This window comes from Citrobacter sp. H12-3-2, from assembly GCF_009649895.1.
In the GTDB taxonomy this organism is placed as follows: domain Bacteria; phylum Pseudomonadota; class Gammaproteobacteria; order Enterobacterales; family Enterobacteriaceae; genus Citrobacter; species Citrobacter portucalensis.
Genome location: NZ_CP045837.1, coordinates 3,848,672 through 3,867,530 on the forward strand (window position 1 = coordinate 3,848,672; position 18,859 = coordinate 3,867,530).

At 46.0% G+C, this 18,859-nt stretch carries 16 protein-coding genes and 1 tRNA gene; 6 read left to right on the plus strand and 11 right to left on the minus strand.

Going from position 1 to position 18,859, the window contains the following annotated elements:
- Window positions 1-4: 4 nt before the first annotated feature.
- Window positions 5-1,141: a cytochrome d ubiquinol oxidase subunit II gene (gene appB, locus GHC22_RS18405; protein ID WP_032942444.1), complete on the plus strand. Its 1,137-nt coding sequence runs from the start codon at window positions 5-7 to the stop codon at window positions 1,139-1,141.
- Between the two features lie 13 nt (window positions 1,142-1,154).
- Window positions 1,155-1,244 carry a cytochrome bd-II oxidase subunit CbdX gene (gene cbdX, locus GHC22_RS18410; protein WP_003830863.1) on the plus strand — a complete coding sequence of 30 codons (90 nt, stop codon included), beginning with the start codon at window positions 1,155-1,157 and terminating at the stop codon, window positions 1,242-1,244.
- 52 nt (window positions 1,245-1,296) lie between these two features.
- Here the strand turns inward: cbdX and GHC22_RS18415 are convergent, their stop codons facing one another.
- Window positions 1,297-2,010, minus strand: a complete 714-nt coding sequence (locus GHC22_RS18415) for a GNAT family N-acetyltransferase (RefSeq protein WP_032942443.1) — start codon at window positions 2,008-2,010, stop codon at window positions 1,297-1,299.
- 192 nt (window positions 2,011-2,202) lie between these two features.
- Window positions 2,203-3,672 (minus strand): PLP-dependent aminotransferase family protein, encoded by a 1,470-nt coding sequence (locus GHC22_RS18420; protein ID WP_153753696.1) that lies wholly within the window; start codon window positions 3,670-3,672, stop codon window positions 2,203-2,205.
- Window positions 3,673-3,796: 124 nt separating this feature from the next.
- Between GHC22_RS18420 and GHC22_RS18425 the strand changes: the two genes are divergently transcribed.
- The 4 genes from GHC22_RS18425 (at window position 3,797) to GHC22_RS18440 (ending at window position 8,217) form a co-directional block, all read left to right on the plus strand.
- Window positions 3,797-4,246 (plus strand): GNAT family N-acetyltransferase, encoded by a 450-nt coding sequence (locus tag GHC22_RS18425; RefSeq protein WP_153753697.1) that lies wholly within the window; start codon window positions 3,797-3,799, stop codon window positions 4,244-4,246.
- A 167-nt stretch (window positions 4,247-4,413) separates the two neighbouring features.
- Window positions 4,414-5,418: a LacI family DNA-binding transcriptional regulator gene (locus GHC22_RS18430; protein ID WP_008783828.1), complete on the plus strand. Its 1,005-nt coding sequence runs from the start codon at window positions 4,414-4,416 to the stop codon at window positions 5,416-5,418.
- Between the two features lie 153 nt (window positions 5,419-5,571).
- On the plus strand, window positions 5,572-7,023 hold the full coding sequence (gene nhaC, locus GHC22_RS18435; RefSeq protein ID WP_048226419.1) for a Na+/H+ antiporter NhaC: 1,452 nt from the start codon (window positions 5,572-5,574) through the stop codon (window positions 7,021-7,023).
- A gap of 12 nt (window positions 7,024-7,035) precedes the next feature.
- Window positions 7,036-8,217, plus strand: coding sequence for a MalY/PatB family protein (locus GHC22_RS18440; RefSeq protein ID WP_153753698.1), 1,182 nt, complete (start codon window positions 7,036-7,038; stop codon window positions 8,215-8,217).
- A 211-nt stretch (window positions 8,218-8,428) separates the two neighbouring features.
- Here the strand turns inward: GHC22_RS18440 and GHC22_RS18445 are convergent.
- From GHC22_RS18445 to GHC22_RS18485, 9 genes are all read right to left on the minus strand, one after another.
- Window positions 8,429-8,504: transfer RNA gene (locus GHC22_RS18445), tRNA-Thr, on the minus strand.
- A gap of 165 nt (window positions 8,505-8,669) precedes the next feature.
- On the minus strand, window positions 8,670-9,134 hold the full coding sequence (locus GHC22_RS18450) for an isoprenylcysteine carboxylmethyltransferase family protein (protein ID WP_153753699.1): 465 nt from the start codon (window positions 9,132-9,134) through the stop codon (window positions 8,670-8,672).
- A 265-nt stretch (window positions 9,135-9,399) separates the two neighbouring features.
- Complete coding sequence (locus tag GHC22_RS18455) at window positions 9,400-10,848, minus strand: EAL domain-containing protein (protein WP_153753700.1); 1,449 nt, start codon at window positions 10,846-10,848, stop codon at window positions 9,400-9,402.
- A gap of 514 nt (window positions 10,849-11,362) precedes the next feature.
- Entirely contained in the window at window positions 11,363-12,058 is a 696-nt protein-coding gene (locus tag GHC22_RS18460; RefSeq protein ID WP_048226424.1) for a fimbria/pilus periplasmic chaperone, read from the minus strand.
- Window positions 12,055-13,662, minus strand: a complete 1,608-nt coding sequence (locus tag GHC22_RS18465) for a fimbrial protein (protein ID WP_103285729.1) — start codon at window positions 13,660-13,662, stop codon at window positions 12,055-12,057. The genes GHC22_RS18460 and GHC22_RS18465 overlap by 4 nt, the downstream gene beginning before the upstream one ends.
- Before the next feature lie 10 nt (window positions 13,663-13,672).
- A complete protein-coding gene (locus tag GHC22_RS18470) occupies window positions 13,673-16,165 on the minus strand; it encodes a CS1-pili formation C-terminal domain-containing protein (RefSeq protein WP_128612369.1) in 2,493 nt (830 codons plus the stop codon).
- Between the two features lie 58 nt (window positions 16,166-16,223).
- Window positions 16,224-16,901, minus strand: a complete 678-nt coding sequence (locus GHC22_RS18475; protein WP_048214867.1) for a hypothetical protein — start codon at window positions 16,899-16,901, stop codon at window positions 16,224-16,226.
- 52 nt (window positions 16,902-16,953) lie between these two features.
- Entirely contained in the window at window positions 16,954-17,541 is a 588-nt protein-coding gene (locus GHC22_RS18480; protein WP_003830835.1) for a common pilus major fimbrillin subunit EcpA, read from the minus strand.
- A 598-nt stretch (window positions 17,542-18,139) separates the two neighbouring features.
- The gene (locus GHC22_RS18485) at window positions 18,140-18,859 is read right to left on the minus strand and encodes a Crp/Fnr family transcriptional regulator (RefSeq protein WP_153753701.1); all 720 of its coding nucleotides are present in this window, start codon (window positions 18,857-18,859) and stop codon (window positions 18,140-18,142) included.

Below are 18,859 nucleotides of genomic sequence, written 5' to 3' on the forward strand. Positions count from 1 at the left end.
AATCATGTTGGATTATGAAACGTTGCGGCTCATTTGGTGGCTGCTGATTGGCATCATTCTGGTGGCCTTTATGGTCACTGACGGGTTTGATATGGGGGTCGGCTGCCTGTTACCGCTGATCGCGCGAAACGATGATGAGCGTCGGGTGTTGATTAATAGCGTCGGGGCGCACTGGGAAGGTAACCAGGTGTGGCTCATTCTGGCGGGCGGTGCATTATTCGCGGCCTGGCCGCGGGTCTATGCCGCCGCATTTTCGGGGTTTTATGTAGCGATGATCCTGGTGCTGTGTGCTCTTTTCTTTCGCCCGTTGGCCTTTGATTATCGCGGCAAAATAGCCAATGCGCACTGGCGTGCTATGTGGGACACCGGGTTGGTTATCGGGAGCCTGGTCCCTCCTGTTATCTTCGGCGTCGCGTTCGGCAACCTGTTCCTGGGCGTGCCTTTTATCTTCACACCACAGCTTCATGTGCAATACCTGGGCACTTTCTGGCAATTACTCTCACCCTTTGCGCTGCTGTGCGGCGCATTAAGCCTGATGCTGGTTATTCTGCAAGGGGGCGTGTGGCTCCAGTTGAAGACCGACGGCATTCTTCACCAACGCGCGCTCTCTGCTACCCGTCGTAGCGCAATGCTGGTCGTGCTCTGCTTTCTGTTAGCCGGTTACTGGCTATGGACGGGGATCGACGGCTATGTGCTACTTAGCCAGGATCCGAATGGTCCTTCCAACCCGCTATTAAAAATGGTAACGACCTCACCGGGCGCGTGGATGGCGCACTTTTATCAGTCACCACTGCTGTTAATTATTCCGCTGCTTGGCATGATGTTCCCGATGCTCGCGATCTATGCCTGCGGGCAACGTCGGGCCGTATGGGGATTTCTGTGCGCTTCACTGACCCAGGCCTGCGTGATCTTCACCGCCGGAATCACCCTGTTTCCGTTTGTGATGCCTTCAAGCGCGTATCCGCTCTCTAGCCTGACGGTGTGGGACAGTACCTCCAGCCAGATGACGCTCAGTATCATGCTGGTTATTGTGCTGATTTTTCTACCGATCGTTCTGCTTTATACCGTGTGGAGTTATTACAAAATGCTGGGACGAATCAATGTAGAAACGATCCGCCGCCACAATCACGAACTTTACTAGGGAGGACCGTACGATGTGGTATCTGTTTTGGTTTGTCGGCATTCTGCTGATGTGCGCACTCTCCACGCTGGCACTGGTCTGGCTGGAGTCGCGGCAGAAATAATACTGCGCGTGCGCTACGCTTTCTGGCTCCCCGGTTTATTCGGGGAGCTTTTTTATCCCCTTTCCATCAGTTCGCCAAGGCGCCGAATCTGCCGTCCCTGGCTATCGAAATTACCCTCATCGAGCCACAGATCGTAGGCAGGTCGAAGTGTCGGGTACTCGCCGTCGATGATTGAGTACCATGCGGTATCACGATTTCGTCCACGGGTAACGATAGCCTGCCGAAATATACCTTCAAAACTGAAGCCAAAGCGCTCTGCCGCCCTACGGGAAGGCGCATTGAAGGCATCACATTTCCATTCAAAGCGGCGATAGCCCAGATCCTCAAAAACGTACTTTAAAAGCAATGAGATGACTTCCGTTGAAATTCGTGTGCGTTTCATGCGTACTGAGTAAGAAACATGCCCTACCTCAATCACACCATTTGCGGGATCAATCCGCATAAGAGCAAACGTCCCAACAGGTTTCATACTGGTTAAATCGATCACGGCAAAATGCATCGGATCTGTCTGTTCTTCCATGTTTTTTAAATAAACCAGGAAGGCATCAAAAGTTTCAAAAGGCCCGACCGCCAGATATGTCCAGTCGCGACAATCGCTTGCTTCGCAGTACGCTTCATACAACTCTTTTGCATGACGTTCGGTGTTAATGCGTTCAAGCTTACAATAGCGACCTGTAATTTGCTGAGCCTGTGGAAAGGGTGCGCCTTTCCAGTCAGACAAAGTCATACCTACGGGTTGTTGGAATTGATTAAAGACGCCCGGCATATCTGTACCTCTTACAAAACAGAACTAAACCAGCGCAGGGTATGATCAAACTGAGCGGCCCAAAAGAACCACAATGCGTGTTTTTAACGGATCCACACTCTTTAATTGTACAAAAAACAGGCGCTATATTTTTGCCCGTAGCGAAAGAAACGTATTTACTGCATTAATGCTAAGAGCGGAATAAATTTTAATTTAAATAACCTGAGCCAAACGGCGAATCCCATCAACAATTGCCTCTACCGGATGATTTGCAAAACCAATCAAAATCCCCTGTCGTGATACATCTCTCTGGTAATAACGACTTAGTGATAGTATTCCCATCCCTAGTAATCTGGCTTGCTCCTCAACTTCATTTCCGGTTAATCCGTTTTGTAGCCAGCACACAATATGGACGCCAGAGTCAGAAGGCTGCACAATCATTTTATCAGCCAGGTATTCTTGAATAGCATTGACCAGCGCAGTTCTTCTTTCATAGCATGCCTTACGAATTCGGCGCACATGACTGGCATAGTGACCATCCTCAATAAAATTCGCCATCACAGCCTGTTCAAGATAACTGGTGCCAAGATCGGAAAAATATTTCGTCACCATAATCTGTTCTTGTAAACCCGGCGGGACAACTAAAAAACCTAAACGGAATTCCGGGTACATCATTTTAGAAAATGTTCCGGCGTAGATTACGCGTTGATTCTGATCTAATCCTTGCAGAGCTTGTAAAGAACGGTCGGCATAACGGAACTCGCTATTATAGTCATCTTCAAATATCCATGCCTGATTCGACTTCGCCCATTCCAGCAACTCAAAACGTCGGGATAAACACAACGTTCCACTTAATGGATATTGATCCGACGGGACGACATAGGCCAGCTTAGCGTCAGGAAAATGATCAATACCATAGCGGACGTTCATTCCCTCGCTATCTACCGGTACTGGCCTCACCATCGCGCCAACTGACATGAAGGCTCCGCGGGCGCCTTTGTAACCCGGGTCGTCCAGCCAAACGTCACTTCCTGCCGACAGCAATGCTCGTGCAGTAATGTTCAATGCCTGTTGAATACCATTTACGATGATTATCTGTTCTTCGTTACAGTTCACTCCACGCGTTGTTTTAATGTAGCGGCAAACCGCTTTTCTCAATGGAAAGTACCCGCAAGGATGAGTGTGAGCGCCCAGTTGATGCCGGGATTGTCTCCAGACACGTTGCAGTAGCTTTCCCCATAACGCATGCGGGAAGAGATCCGTACACCCGACACCAACCGCAAATAGGCGGTTCATGCCGCGCCCTTCATACTCATTTGACCACAAATCGCGAACAGGATTATTTCGGCTGTGAACCTGTTCATCAGGCGAGACGACGCCCCCCGACGCCATCTTTGGATAGCTATTGCTGATACTCCGATCCGGAATATTATGTGAGACATATGTTCCAGACCCTTTACGGGTCTGGATATACCCTTCATCTAATAGCCTGTCATAACCGGCGATCGCTGAGTTTCGTGAAATTGACATCATCTCGGACAATGCCCTGGTTGACGGCATTTTTGTTCCTGGCGGCAATCGCCCTTCGAGGATGTGATCGCGGAGGATGTGGTAAACCTGCTCCTTAACCGCGCCTTTTCCTAAAACAAATCCTTGAAATAAAGGCGCATTGTTTTTCTTCATTGTATTAACCTTTATACTAAAAGTGGATCCTATCAATATATCGAAAGTGTCTCTTTACGAGAATTTATAAAGTTCTTAGTATCATCATACTAACACATTACTCGTATAAAATATCAGGATATATATGACTAACATGAATACCGTTACTATTGAAAGTGCAGAACAAAAAGACTACGCCTGCTGGCTTCCTTTATGGATAAACTATCAAACATTTTATCGCACTAAAATTTCAGATGAAGTAACAAAATTAACGTGGGAGCGTTTCCTTACCCCGAGCGAACCTGTTTATTGTGCTGTTGCCAAATATGATGGAAAAATAGTGGGACTGGTGCATTATCTCTTTCACCGTTCAACATGGGCAGAATCCAACTATTGCTATCTCGAAGATTTATTTATTAGCGAAGAGGTACGTGGTCAACATATCGGTAAACAGCTTATCGAGTATGTCCAACAACAAGCCAAAAAACACCACGCGTCAAGATTATACTGGCATACGCATGAAACCAATCTCCGTGGACAACGTCTGTATGACTGGGTGGCCCAAAAGAGCGGGATGATCGAATATCGTATGTAAGGATAATAATACTCAGGATAGTATTTAATTATTCAGTACTAAAAATAAGCCTCTGAGTAGATATACTCAGAGGATGTCTCGGTGACAAATCCCCCCAACCTGAATAAGATAAGGAAAAGACCCAGCGATAAGCAAATTCTTAAGAATCAAAAAGGTAAAGAGCCAGCATGGCAACGATAAAGGATGTTGCAGAGTTAGCGGGAGTGTCCACCGCAACAGTTTCACGTGTTATTAATCAAACCGCATGGGTTGAACCCGTGACGCGTGAGCGTGTTGAAAAAGCCATGCGCGAACTGAACTATCATCGCAATGCCGCCGCTATTGCATTAGCGAAACGCAGCGGTGACATGCTCGGGTTATTGACCGGCAACCTTGCCGATCCCTTTTTTGCCAGGCTTGCCCGAGGCGTGGAAGAAGTATCACGCCAGCAGCAATTTCGGCTGATGGTATGCAGCGGTGGCCACGATGAAGGAATGGAAAAATCAGGACTCGATTTCCTGATAAACCAGGGCTGTGAAGCTATTGTGGTCCATGCCAGTAGGCTTTCTGAAAAGGAACTGTTGAGATATGCCGCTCATTTTCCTGCCATGGTGGTCGTGAACCGCTATATTGCCGGGATGGCCAATCGCTGCGTGTGGCTGGAAAATAGTCAGGCAGCTAAAACAGCCACGCTACATCTCCTGGAACAGGGGCACCGTTGTATTGCCTGCGTGACAAGTGATTTACCGATTATCGATCGCCGTGAGCGGCTGGAAGGCTATCGCCAGGCGCTGGCCGAATATGGCATTACGCCAGATAAAAACTGGGTGATTAGCGTGCCCTTTAATGAAGAAGGTGGCGAACGCGCTGCACATCAGTTGCTTAATTGCGGCATTCCTTTCACCGCAGCGGTGACATTTAATGATGTAATGGCCGCCGGGATTATGCGCATCCTCCATCAGCAGGGAATTACACTTCCGCAGCAGCTTTCGATCGTTGGATTTGATGATGTGGTGATGGCCCGCTATCTCTACCCCGCACTCACAACAATGCATTATCCCGTTGAGCGCATGGCTCGCTGCGCTTCGCAGCTGGCGATACAGCTTTTTAAGGGCGCAACTCAGCGTCCCAGCGTGAATAGTTTCACTGCGGATTTAGTGATCCGCGATTCTGTTCTTCCCCCCTCTCTCTGAAATCAATGCGTAAATCGTCAAGCCCCTGAATTGTGATCGACTTCAAGTTTAACGTTTTCATGTAATCGCTTACATGAGGGCCAATGAGCGATCACAGTCAGGCAAAAGGGTGTTCTCTACTCTTGAGCGACCTTACAGACTGGAGATTCATGAATGAATGCCTCTCAAAATCAGAAAAAAACACTCTCATTTGGACTGGCAGTAATCCCTATTTTAGCCATGCTACTGCTGTTAATTATTGGCTACGGCATCATGGGGCTACGTATTGAGCCTTTGTTGCTATGTTCTGCTGCAGTCGCCGCGGGTATGGCCTGGTGGCAAGGGTATTGCTGGGAAGACATCATTAATTCGGTGGTTGATAAACTCGCCAAAGCAATGCCGGTTATCATGATTCTTATCTGTGTCGGCGGTCTGATTGGTACATGGATGTTCAGCGGCACCATCCCTTATATGGTGTACTGGGGACTTAAACTCATCAGCCCCGAATACATTCTCATCGCCGCGTTCTTTTTGACCAGCGTCGTATCGGTGTGTACCGGAACCTCCTGGGGTTCCGCCGGAACGGTTGGCGTAGCATTGATGGGCGTTGCCGCCGGACTGGATGTTTCGATGGCAGCAGCGGCAGGTGCCGTTGTTTCTGGCGCTTACTTCGGTGACAAGATATCGCCGCTGTCAGACTCCACCAACTTTGCGGCCATTGTTGCAGATACCACCCTTTTCGAGCATATCCAGCACTTATTATGGACCACCATTCCCAGCTTTCTGCTTGCCGCCGTGGTTTATCTTATTGCCGGCCACAGCAATATGCTGGGCGAGGTCGCCACGCCGCAACGGGTTACCGATATTGTCAACGCTCTGGAGTCGCTATACCACTTCAATATCATTCTGATTTTGCCACCGGTTATTGTGTTGTGGGGCGCGATTCGTAAAAAGCCGGTCATTCCTTTAATGCTGAGTGCATGCGTATTAGCCCTGATTCTGGGCGTTGTCATGCAAGGACTCAGCATCAAGCAGGGACTGGATGCCTTTATAGATGGATTCAACATTACTATGTTCCCGCAAGGGAGTGAGGGCATTATTGCTGATGTTCCGCGCCTGCTGAACCGCGGCGGAATGTTCTCAATGATGAGCACTATCCTTCTGGTATTTTGCGCATTCTCTTTTGCCGGTGCCTTAACGTTAACCGGCGCACTCAACATTATCATTAACCGCTTACTGACGGTCATTCACAGTGTCGGTCAGTTAATTGCGGCAACCATTGGTACCACCCTTCTGGTGACCGGAGCGACAAGCGACGGCAAGCTGGCTCTTCTGGTTCCAGCTGAACTGTTTAAAGACGCATATCGACGTATGGGACTGGATACCAAAAATCTGTCCCGCACCATTGAAGACGCTGGCACCGTCATTGAGCCGTTGTTGCCGTGGACCGCTGCCGGAGTTTATATGGCCACGACATTAGGAGTGAGCACGCTGGATTTATTGCCATGGGCGATTCAGTGCTATGCCGCAATCTTCTTCGCCTTGATTTACGGTTTCACGGGAATCGGTATTGCGAAGGCGCCATCAGTGGCAGAAACAGAAAAAAATATTACGGCAGCAGAATAGGGAGAGCATGTAATGGATTTTAATAAGATTATCGATCGTCACGATACCGCCTCGTTGAAATGGGACTTTATGGCGCGATATTTCGGCGAGGATACACATCAACTGTTGCCAATGTGGGTGTCTGATTTTGACTTTACTTGCCCGCCCGCTGTTCAGGAGGCTTTAACTCACCGCGTCGGGCACGGTATTTTTGGTTACAGCGAACGACCACAAAGCTACTTTGATTCATTAATTTCATGGTTCTCAACCCGGCATCAGCTGGAAATCAAGCAAGAGTGGATCTGCAGTATTGAAGGTGTTGTTCCGGGATTATCGCTACTCGTACAAATGCTAAGTCAACCCGGTGAAGGCGTGGTCGTTCAGGGGCCTTATTATGGCTCATTCGCTAAAATTATCTCTCTGAACGGCAGACAGCTGCTGGAAACTCCGTTGTATGAGGACCCGGCTACCGGTTATCAAATGGATTTTGCTCACCTGGAAATGTTATTCCGGACTGAACGTCCGCCGTTGATGATTTTATGTAATCCGCATAATCCAACCGGTCGTTGTTGGTCTGCACAGGAGCTGGAACAGCTACTTACGCTATGCGAGACCTATGATGTAACGTTGCTGTCTGATGAGATATGGGCAGATTTATTGCTTCCTGGAGAACAATTTACTTCAGTTCTGCATCTGGGAGAACGCTGGCATTCACGTGTAATTTCAGCCACTTCAGCCAGTAAAACGTTTGGTTTGTCGACATTGCGTATTGCTAATTTTCTGATACCGGCACCGGCATTGCGTGAACACTTTTTACGCCGTCTGGATGCGCATGGACTGGATGTATTCAATGCGCTATCCGTCGAGGCGAGTACGGCTGCATGGCAACATGGTGCACCATGGTTAGACGATTTACTTGGCTATCTGGCTGAAAATCGACGCTGGTTTATTCAACAAATTGATGAATATCTCCCATGGGCTCGGGTTGTTCCTTCCCAGGCAACGTATCTACTGTGGATAGATTGCAAAGCGCTTGGACTGGATGATGAGCAGCTCAAATGGGTAATGCTTGATGTTGCCGGTATTGCGCCTTCAATGGGAAATGGCTTTGGTCCTGCTGGAAATGGTTTTATCCGCCTGAACATGGGATGTCCACGCGCCTACCTCGAAAAAGCGGTAGAGGGGTTGAAGCGTATTGCATTTACATCCTGCTGAATCTGCTCAGTAAATGAATCGGCCCTGGCACAGGGCCGCTCGATATTATCAGCCATTTCGACGAGGCCTGATTAACGACCTCTGAACTACCAACCAAGAATGGCGATGCGAAGAACGTGGTGCAGGTTACCCGGAAAAAATAAGATGCGCACTGAAAACCGCAGTAAACGGGGTTTGCGTTGATTTCGGTAGACCTGGGAAGAGTTTGAAATGGTGCCGATAATAGGAGTCGAACCTACGACCTTCGCATTACGAATGCGCTGCTCTACCAACTGAGCTATATCGGCCCTGATAAGGACATGCCCACGAATGTGAACACGGGGTAGAAGGTTAAAACTAACCGGGCGATGCGTCAATGGCCTTGCGAATCAAACGCCTATTTTTGCATCATCCGGATTCAATTACGCACGAATCGTGTCGTCACAGGCGTCCTTGTTCGCGGCAAGGGAATTCTATAACCAGCGGCGAACACGCTGCTCATAGCGTATCCATTCCGGCCCGAAATGTTTTCGCAGTTGTTCCTCTTCAAAATCAATATGTAATCTGGCAACCACCAGTATAAACAGCGGTGCAGCCAATATTCCAATCAGGCTACCAACGTAGAGAGAAAAAGCTAACTGGAGTCCACTCATTCCAAGATAGATTGGATTGCGGCTCCAGGCATAACATCCGCCAGTAACAAGTGTGGTCGATTTCTCTGCATGCAGTGGGTTTAGCGTCGTACGTTTCTTCCGCATCTGCCACGCGGTATGCAGTATCATCGCCAGACTGACGCTAGCCAACAATGCACTTATTACGATAGTCACCGCGCCAAATGTGAAACGCGGGATCGCCGTCAACGCATCCGCGATGAGGAATAATAATAGGATGAGTGGTGGTGGAAGCCAGACTCTTAATTTTGTCAGGAAAGGACGCATGGCTACGGGCTAACCTCAGTACCTGTTTGATTAACGCTGATATCACTATAAATACCCCGTTTAAGATACATAAACAAACGGTGCATACTTCACTGTAGGACTTTTTACTTAACCAGACAGACAGGCAGCGATGCAAAGACGCCAATACCAGAGGCGTCTGCCCCTGGTGTTCAGGAAAAAATCATGCTGCAGGCCATGTCAGCTCAGAGCACATACTCGTTTAAAGGTTTTACCCTTCATATGTAAAAACCGTGTCAAAAATGAATTACGTAGATAAAGGTGAATCCGACGCTGATTCAAACAAATCTACAGACTGCTGGTAATACCGGATAAAATCATTAAATGTCACTGGCGGTAGAAACTGATACCCCTGCAGATAATCAACATTATTTTTTCCCAGCCATTGTTGCTGATAGTTATTTTCAACGCCCTCGGCCACCGTACGTAACCCCAGGAGTCCTGAAAGGTGAGTAATTGATTCGAGCATAGGGATATATTGATCAACCTCTTTAATTTCCTTAATGAAGCTTTTATCAATTTTGATTACATCCAGGTCTAACTCATTGAGATAGCAGAGGTTAGCGTATCCCGTCCCAAAATCATCTAAAGCAAACAGAACCCCTCGGTTTCGCAACGATCGTATCAGCTCTTTGATTGCAGGCGTGATCGTGAACGTCTGGTTCTCTGTTATCTCTATCATCAATTTTATCGGAAGACCTTGCGTTATCTCCATAAAATTAAGGCATTCCCAATAGAATACGGGATTATTTAAACCTGACGGACTGACATTAAAAGAAACGAACAGAGTTTTATTAATGCTTGCGCCTCCAGAGACCAGATTGCGCGCAACAGCGGTCATTAAATAGCTAGTTAACTCATTGATTAAGCCACTTTTTTCAGCCAATGGAATAAACTCTCGCTGAGAAATAGCATAGTTATGTCCCTGTGGCCAACGAGCCAATACCTCAACACCACAAACGTCGCCCCTGATATTCACGATGGGCTGAAAATAAGGAATGATCTCCTCATTCCTTATTGCCATACTCAGTCTACTAGTATCCGAAACATCATATGCGTCAGTGTAAACTGCATCCCCATTCACATTATTATTGATTATAGAGCTTTCATTTAATAAATTATTTCGGGTTAAAAAGATAACAGTTTCATTAAAATTGGAAAAGCCGAGGCGAGCAGTAATTTTATCCCGATATCGATACACTGACTTAATTGTTAGCGAATTAGCAATACAGAAATCATGCAGTTTTTCTTTTGTGAATGATGAATACAGCATTTCTTCTTCAAATTCAGTCAAGTTAAAAGTAAACATCGGTGAATCTTTATTGACTTCCACAACTTTGTTAGGTGCCAATAGACTCTCTTTTAATTGAGCGATCAACTGCTCCGACAATTCCCCCCCATTGATAAAGGAATATTCTTCATATCCCCGATTAACAGGCAGGGTTTCGCACATCCGCAGAACAATACAGTGTATGTTGATGAACTGTGTACTGTTTCTCTGAAGCCATTTTTTGACCAATAATAATGGCAACCGGTTATCGATCACCAGCAAGCAGGACGGATATTGCGACATAACTGACTGCGTGCCAGAAATAAATGTCCGTGCATCGATCAATACCAGATTTGGTAACCATGCTTTTATTCCTGAAAAAAGGAAAGTATCATAACTGAGCAGAAAAATTTTTTTCGTATTCATAGTTATCACCAACTTAAATTTATGGCATAGCAGGTCCCTCGCTCTATTCACGAGAGAATATACAACACCTTCGACCTCCAATAATCATAAGGCGATTCGTGATATAACTTTATCCATAAGCCATATCACGTAAATTCAGAATTTATAATCACAGTTATCCATATGAGTATTCTCATCACACCGTAAATTCCATTTAAAAATTGAAAAAGAAAAAACTCCATTTCTTAATCAGTACAAATCCCTTTACTCACTTTCACTTCATTACAAAACAAAAAGCTATAAATACAAAATTTACAAAACATATAACTACAATGACCAACAGAATAACATATTACCGTAGTTTATGCTGACCGACAAACTAAGAGAGGATGTCGTAGTTCTTGTATTCATAAACATTTCCGGCAATTTGCACGACATATTGTTTCATCGACTCTAAATTTATTGCTACATTTTCTATAGCGAGTGACAGTATAGGTTCAATATATAATCAGGGCATATTGGTTCAGCCCCCCCCCTAATGATTAAGTTTTAAGCAACCCTGACCAACGGGTAGGTATTTCTGCAACGCTACGATAAATTTCCGGTTTTTTGTTTTCAACTCACTACTATGCCAGGTCTCCCCCGGTAACACATAACGCATGGTGGCTTCATCATCAGTTGAGTGACACCCCTGGTGTACGATAATTTTGAAAAAAGTATTCCCTGTGTTTTTCAACGTCCCGTTTATCTCATCAATGGTGTAGGCCAGGTTCATTTTCCTCGGACGAACGACCAATATGGTATCCATAGCGATCACCGGGAGAGCCTGTCCGCCTTTCCCTTGATTACGCTCGGTAAACAGCGTTATCGGCATTTCACGAAACAGTATTCGGTAATAGCGTTCTTTATCATCCTGCGGGCCACGATAGAAAATCTTAAAAAACTCACTTGCCTGCGGTGCCAGTGAAAAACGGAGCGGAGTAAACAAAAGTTCGCCTTCGGCAATAGCACTTCTGTTTTCACCTCCCGGTCCCGGTTTATCTATTTTAACTGCGCTAATACTGTACACGTTCTGTTTCTGGCTATCGTTATAGATTCGTTTACTGATAAATGATTTATCCGATGGCATCTCATAAATAGTCGACTCCAGGTAGACGGCCTGTGCGGAGAACACCGCCAGCCCGGAAAGCAAGGCCAATATCCATCTTAGCGCCAAACGACAGTGGCTCATGGCGTCACTCCCACCCAGTTCGCCGTCACTTTTATCTCTCCGCTGGCACTGACAACACCTTCCCAATCCGCACCGGAAACGGTCAACATCGAACGCGAATCATTCATTGGGAAAAGCAATTTTAAATCAGTCGCAAAGTAGCTTCCATCATCTGTATTATTTGCGTCCCAGGGCGTCTGTTGCCATTGCGCATCTCTCATGCTGATTGCCGCTTCACTACAACTATTTCGTTTCTGTACCACGCCACCCGACTGACTGTTGTACTGAAGGAAGGCGGGAATGGGGACAGATAACCCACCTTGCGTAGAGGTGAACAGGCAATAAGGCACATTGTTTATCGTCGTACTTTCCCCAATAACTTGTGCGGTAATGCTATCAGCCTGACGAGGCCCCGAGACCGTCACGGTGTAATCCATCTCAATCGGAGCGGTCTCGCCAATTGTGCCGCTGCCGCTTGCCGAGGTGCTGTTATCCGATGAGATAATACTGATCCCATATTCCTTTGGAACAATATTGAGCTGTAGCGAAGGAGTAAACTGGTAATACCCCGACTCTGGCGTCACGCTATTTGTAAAAGCAAATGTAAATGGTTGGCTGTTGGTGATACTGACGCCACGATCCACCATATTTTTCAGGAATGTTTTCGACAGAAAAACATAGACATACTCACCACTATTACTAAAAACATTATAATAAACCGACGTCGAGCTAAAGTTAGTCCAGGTTTGACCATCACCAGAATATTTTATTGTGGCAGCCGCAGGCGTAAAACCGAGCAAACCGCTATCTGCGTACATACGAATACGTAGTGAAGCCGTCAGATTGCTGGTTTGATTTAAATTATATGAAATCATCTTACAGATAACGCCATCTTCACGACTGACCACACCCAGCTCACAATAACCACTGTCTTTAGTGATGCTCGGGGTGCCATCACTGGCAACCCATAACTCCTGAAATGCATTGGTAGAAACCAAAGATAAATGACCTATTTTATTTAATGTATAAGGTCTGATATACCAATTACCGCTGCTCTGGTCTTTACAACGTTGCCCAGCCGCATAATCATAGTCAATCGTGGTTCGACAAAAATTAAGGTTATATGTCTCTGCGCTTCCGACCGACATATTGCGGAAGTATTCATACGCCGAGTCTGTCAGCGATGCAAAACCATAGTATCCACCGGCGATTCCGGATCCGGTTGCTTTGGTGTGATAAAAACCAAATTGATCGGTTAGCTCGGCAGCAATATAGCCAGATGCAGGGCAATTAGCACCAGTGGTGCAACGAATACCCCGGAATGGTTCACTGATTGGCGAATTATCAATCCACATATCTTTATAATATGAGGTATTGGCTACCCAACCAACGATACCCATATATCCCAGGCTATCCTGGTCGTTTCCATATTTTACCCAGGTGTTCGACCCACTAATGCGAGGATCGAGAGAGGACGGGGTAATAAAGTATTCGTTATCAACATTGTTTTCTATAAACAAATAGTTGTTGTTGACCGCCGCCTGAGTGGAAGCCGAGAGCGCCCAGGCGGATGGAGATAACGCGGCAAAGACACAGCCGAGAATAAGGGAAAGAGATTTATTCATTATTAATACCTTATCGTTGTGCCATCGTGGTTTGCGTTGCACATTTCACATCGCCAACCCACGCAGCGCCGCGTGCTTTTTCCAGATCCAGATCGGCTTCACATATCCTGCCATTGGCAGAAATTAACGTAATAACCGGATACTTTTTATCAATATCGATAGCAAACTCACCTTTTGCATCCGTACGTGTTTTACCGATGTGGTTATGAATATCGGTATTTGCAGCCAACTGTCCATCGGGATAACGAATGCGACCGAATACGGTGACCATGCTTTTCACTTCAGGGTTGATAACACCCACGTTACCCGGATATAGCGTCAGCTCCTGTTTGCGTCCTGAAACAATATCGAAGCTGTCCTCAGAATTTTTATCATTGAGGATTTCCAGCTTGTACTGAGCATAGGGCGGCAGTGCAATGAAATTTGATTTACCGCTGAGACGATAATTGCGGTTATTAATCTTCGCAGCCAGTTTTCCCTCGCCGGTCAAATCTGTTTTTACGATAACGCCAGAACGCTGTCTCTCTTTACTCAGACCAAAGTCTTTACCTGCCCATGCCAGAGAACCCTGGGAAGAGAAGTTCATATTGGTGGAGTTGTCAGCAGAACGCGTTACCGATACGGTGCCAGCGTTATATTTCGTGTCATAACTTAGATTGCCGTTTACCGAATAATTATTGTCGTAATACTGTTCACCACTCAGACGCGTTGATGCCGATAATCCGACCGATTTAATCGGCCCTTCAGCATACTGTTTTCGTGCACTGAGATTACCCTGGGTGCTGCCATAGCGATCTCGGGAGACGCCCATGCTCAACCAGGTCGCCAACGGCAACGATAAGTCCAGGCTGACATAACGTTCCTGTCGCCCATCGTCATTTCGGTTGTTGTAGTAATAACGCTGAATTCCTGCACGTAACCCAATCGTGGCATACCTTCCAGAATAAAGAGTCGTATTGTAATCCAGATTACGGTATTTATTGCCTGAGTAACGATTCTCCGTCTGACTAACAGTGAGTGAACCACCATGAGGAATAAACTTTCCGAGGTTAAGAGTTCCGCCAATGGAATAGTTATCACGCTCCTGCATAGGCAAGCGATCGCCAATTTTACTGTCTTCACGAGATGCCCAAAGGGAACCATATCCCTCAGGGACATTGAGATTAATGTTACTGATGTTTCGCCATGATGAATCGTTCGCTACCAACATCTGATTGCCAATACTGACGTATTCATTCACATTCAGCGTGACATCCGTTTCATTAACCGCATTGTTGTCAAAACCGTAGATCGTTGATTTCAGGCCCAGTCCCGACAATATCGCCAGCGTCACCGATGCGGCCCCCCCGGCAATCCAGGTCTGCTCATTACCCAAATCCTGATAGTGGTTACGCTTATAGCTCACCCGATCATAATCCAGCGAACCACCAAAAAACTGCCATGAGAGCTGATGAACTCCGGCAGCTTGTTGGCGAGCAAAGATCTTATTAACCCGGCTGACACGACTATTAATTGTCCGCCCATTGACCACGATATCTACCGTGACGTCGTAAACACCATACGGAAAGCGACTGGTATCAATTTCATAGCTGCCCATATTAAAGTTCTGCACGCTGAGCAAACGTCCATCGCGGAAGACATGAACCTCACCAGCGGCTGGCAAAAATACGGTAATCGGCGTGAGTGAAAGCGCGGTATTCTCAACAACCGTACTTCCTTTGTTCCCGTAGCTCACACCGTAAATTTTCCCACCATTCAGCGCATTCAGGCTGGCAATGGACTGGACATTCCATGTATCAAGCATCCCCAGCGCCAGTCGATACCCTTCATAATCGCGCTCATACATCGCACGATAAAGTTTACTGGTACCATTGCTGTCACCGATGCCGTAAAACGAACCGTTAACATTAATGTGGTGCTCCCGCAGCGATGTTGTATTGTCCATCGTCAGATAGCTGCGGGTACTGCTGCCATTTCGGTAATCGTTATAGTAGGTACCAAAGTTGTAGTTCAAGACGTTAGACAGAGTTTCAACGCTGGAAGGTCCAAGCAAGCTACTGCGCGCGACAATCGCTTCAGTTAACGCATCTTTGCTGACAATCATCTCCAGGTGAAATGATGAGACATTAAGTTGCAGTCGAGCATCATCTGACAGTTCAATATTCGTATTATCGTGAAACTTTACATCACGGATTTTTTCCACTAACGCGCGGGTTTTCTCGGATAACACAGCATTATTGGGCAATTCAGCAAGAGTCAGTGCTTTAACTGTAATATTGCCATCAACAAGCGAAATCACCGCATCGGCAATTTTTTGCTGACTTTTCTCATCAGTCTCGTTGTAACGTATATATACCGGCACCGTCATTCCCTGCTCCAGTGAACGGGCGAAAGCGCTGGGAATAACGTAATTACCCACTTTTACTGGGGCTGCATGTGAAGTTCCTGGTGTCAGCGCAAGAAAAAGACAAATGCTACCGCCAACAATATATGTTGTTGTCATATGCATCCTTACAATCCGGTATTTTTATTTATCCCGTACAGATGGCTGCTATTGACCATCACTTCACTGTAATAAACTGCTTACCGTGCCAGATACCGATGCGTGAGCGGCTATTACTAATGTCGGTGAACTGCAGTTTTATTTTTGTACCTGGCATAATGTAATAACGTTCACGACAGCCCCGCCCCTGATCGCGAGCATTATCTTTGCAAGCTCCATAGGCGATTACTCGAAATGAAACATTGCCAGTATTGCTAATAACATCACCATTACGGTTATATTCAAAACGCTCTTTTCGCGGCGCAACGACCAAAATCGTGCCAATTTCTGCTGACGCTGTCGCAACAGCCAATTTATTGGCCCTGGTTTCCGCGCTCTCGGTGACCGGCTCATCTATCCATTGCAGACGATAATAACGCTCGATATCATCAATTGGCCCTTTATAAAAGAAGCGAAAAACATCCTTTGCCTGACCAGGCAGAATTAGATTGGCAGGCGTAGAGAGTAATTCCCCGGAATTAACGGGTTTTATTTCGACTCCGCCCGCTAAAGGTGATGACAGTTTTTTTACCGATACGCTGACATAACGAGCCGAATCTGTCGTATTAGTAATTTCTTTCGATAATGAACTCTCAGCAGAAGTCATTATCGACGTGATATCACCGACGTTAATTGCCCAGCTGGAAAAAGATATTACCAACCCTACCAACATTGCTGCCGGTAAATATTTATTCATGACACCATTCCTGATAAATTCGGGAGAAATTCTCCTCCCGAACTTTTATTTCTTAGGCGGACGGAGTCGTCCAGGTTGCATTGAACTGTACTTTTACATCCCCAGTCCAATAGCCGTCTGGCAGTGCAGAGTAATCCGTTACCGGCGTGCTACCATCAGAAGTCGCAGACGCAATGGTGAATTTGAAGTTGGATTGATCGCTGACGCGGTCAGCACCGTTGTAAGCACCATCAGCCATCAGGCTTTCAAGACCAGAAGTCGAGCTGGAATTTACCAGGACAGTATCTGATGAATTAGTCAACGCGGTGCCATTCCATGCCACCCCTACGTTCAGGGTAGACGCATCGCCACTGGCGTTGGTCAGAGTATTGCTAATAATCTGAGCGGTCAGTTCAAAATCAGTTGCCGTTTCCTGGCCCTGAATAGTCACATCAAACGCGCCATCCTGGGAGTTGAAGCCATTCAGACCTTCCGCATACTGGAAAGTCAAAGAGTTCAGCGGAGTGACGACCAACATGCTGGTGGTATCTTTTGTTGCCGTCGCGTCCCACGAGGCCGTTGCAGAAGCAGTGACATCTGCCATTGCATTTGCCGCAACAAATACAGACGCCAGAGAGGTCACTAATAATAATTTTTTCATTTTTATCTTCTCCTAAGAACAAACTCACCACCGAGTCTTATTATTAAGTCACTCCAGCGGTTCCATTAATTGCGAGCCAGAATTGCCGCGCCCAAAAATTATCATTTGAATTAAGTAACATCTCAACAAACCCTGAAACGCAAAAATTACAAAAAGACTAAGAATTTTCCCACTAAAACGATAATCTAAGAAGTTTCCTAAGTTTAATTTACTTAAATAACACCATGAACCAGAACTATCACCCAAATAAATAAGACAAATCAAACAATTCATCTTTTTTATGTTTTTGATAAATATCAAAAAGATCATACAAATACCACGAGAGCAAAACCCTTACAAAACATAAAGATAATTAACACCTCCATAGTTTCTCTATAATGCTTATTATTTGTTGCAATTATGCTAAATTTTTAACGCCGCAAGAAAATTCTCATGATATATCCATTTGCGAGGGAATATTCTTATAAAAAAAACATTCACCTACAGAAACTACATTCTAATTGATAATTATTTGACAAAATTAAAACCAGGAATTTTCCATATAAAATGAATATTCCTGGCTTATCAGGAGAGATAATGATTATCGTTAAATAGAAAATTAGATAAAACTTTTTAAACCAAGATAACTATTAATAGTTACGGTACGTACCCTATGTAAGGTAATCAAATTCTGCTGTTCAAGTGACTTTAATGAGCGGCTAACGGTTTCAATTTTAAGATCGAGATAACTGGCAATTTCCTCGCGAGAAAATGGCAAGCGAAGCGTCGTTTCTGGCCTGCCGATGCGTAAATGCATCTCGTAAAATTCCACCAGGAAAGCCGCGATCCTGGCCTCAGCATGTTTATTCGCATAGCGCCGCAGTTTTTCAACAATGAATCCATTGTCCCTGCAGAGAAACTTGATGACTGCGGCAGCTACCGAAGGCTCCTTCTCTGCTACCTTGAACAACCGCGCAATATCAATGTGGCAAACCTCTGCAGCCGTTGCGGCCTGGATAGTTGTCAGGTACTTCCCCCCTTCGACAGCATCCAGCGCCATGATATCTCCCGGAACATAAAAGCGGCTGATAAAAACGTTATCGCCACATTCCACGCTGGACTTGCAGTACCCCTCATGGATAACAAAAAGCATATCCGCGGTTTCATCCTGCCGAGCGAGTATCTCCCCAGCTTTAAACCGCCTTCTTTTGTCTATTAATTTGTATTGATTATCACGGTCAATCGCCGCTCCCTTTGGGCACAGCGAACAATGGCGGGGGGGAAACGGGTTGCCGAGCGGCACAACAGGAATGCGATGTTTGTGAATATCCGATTTCAC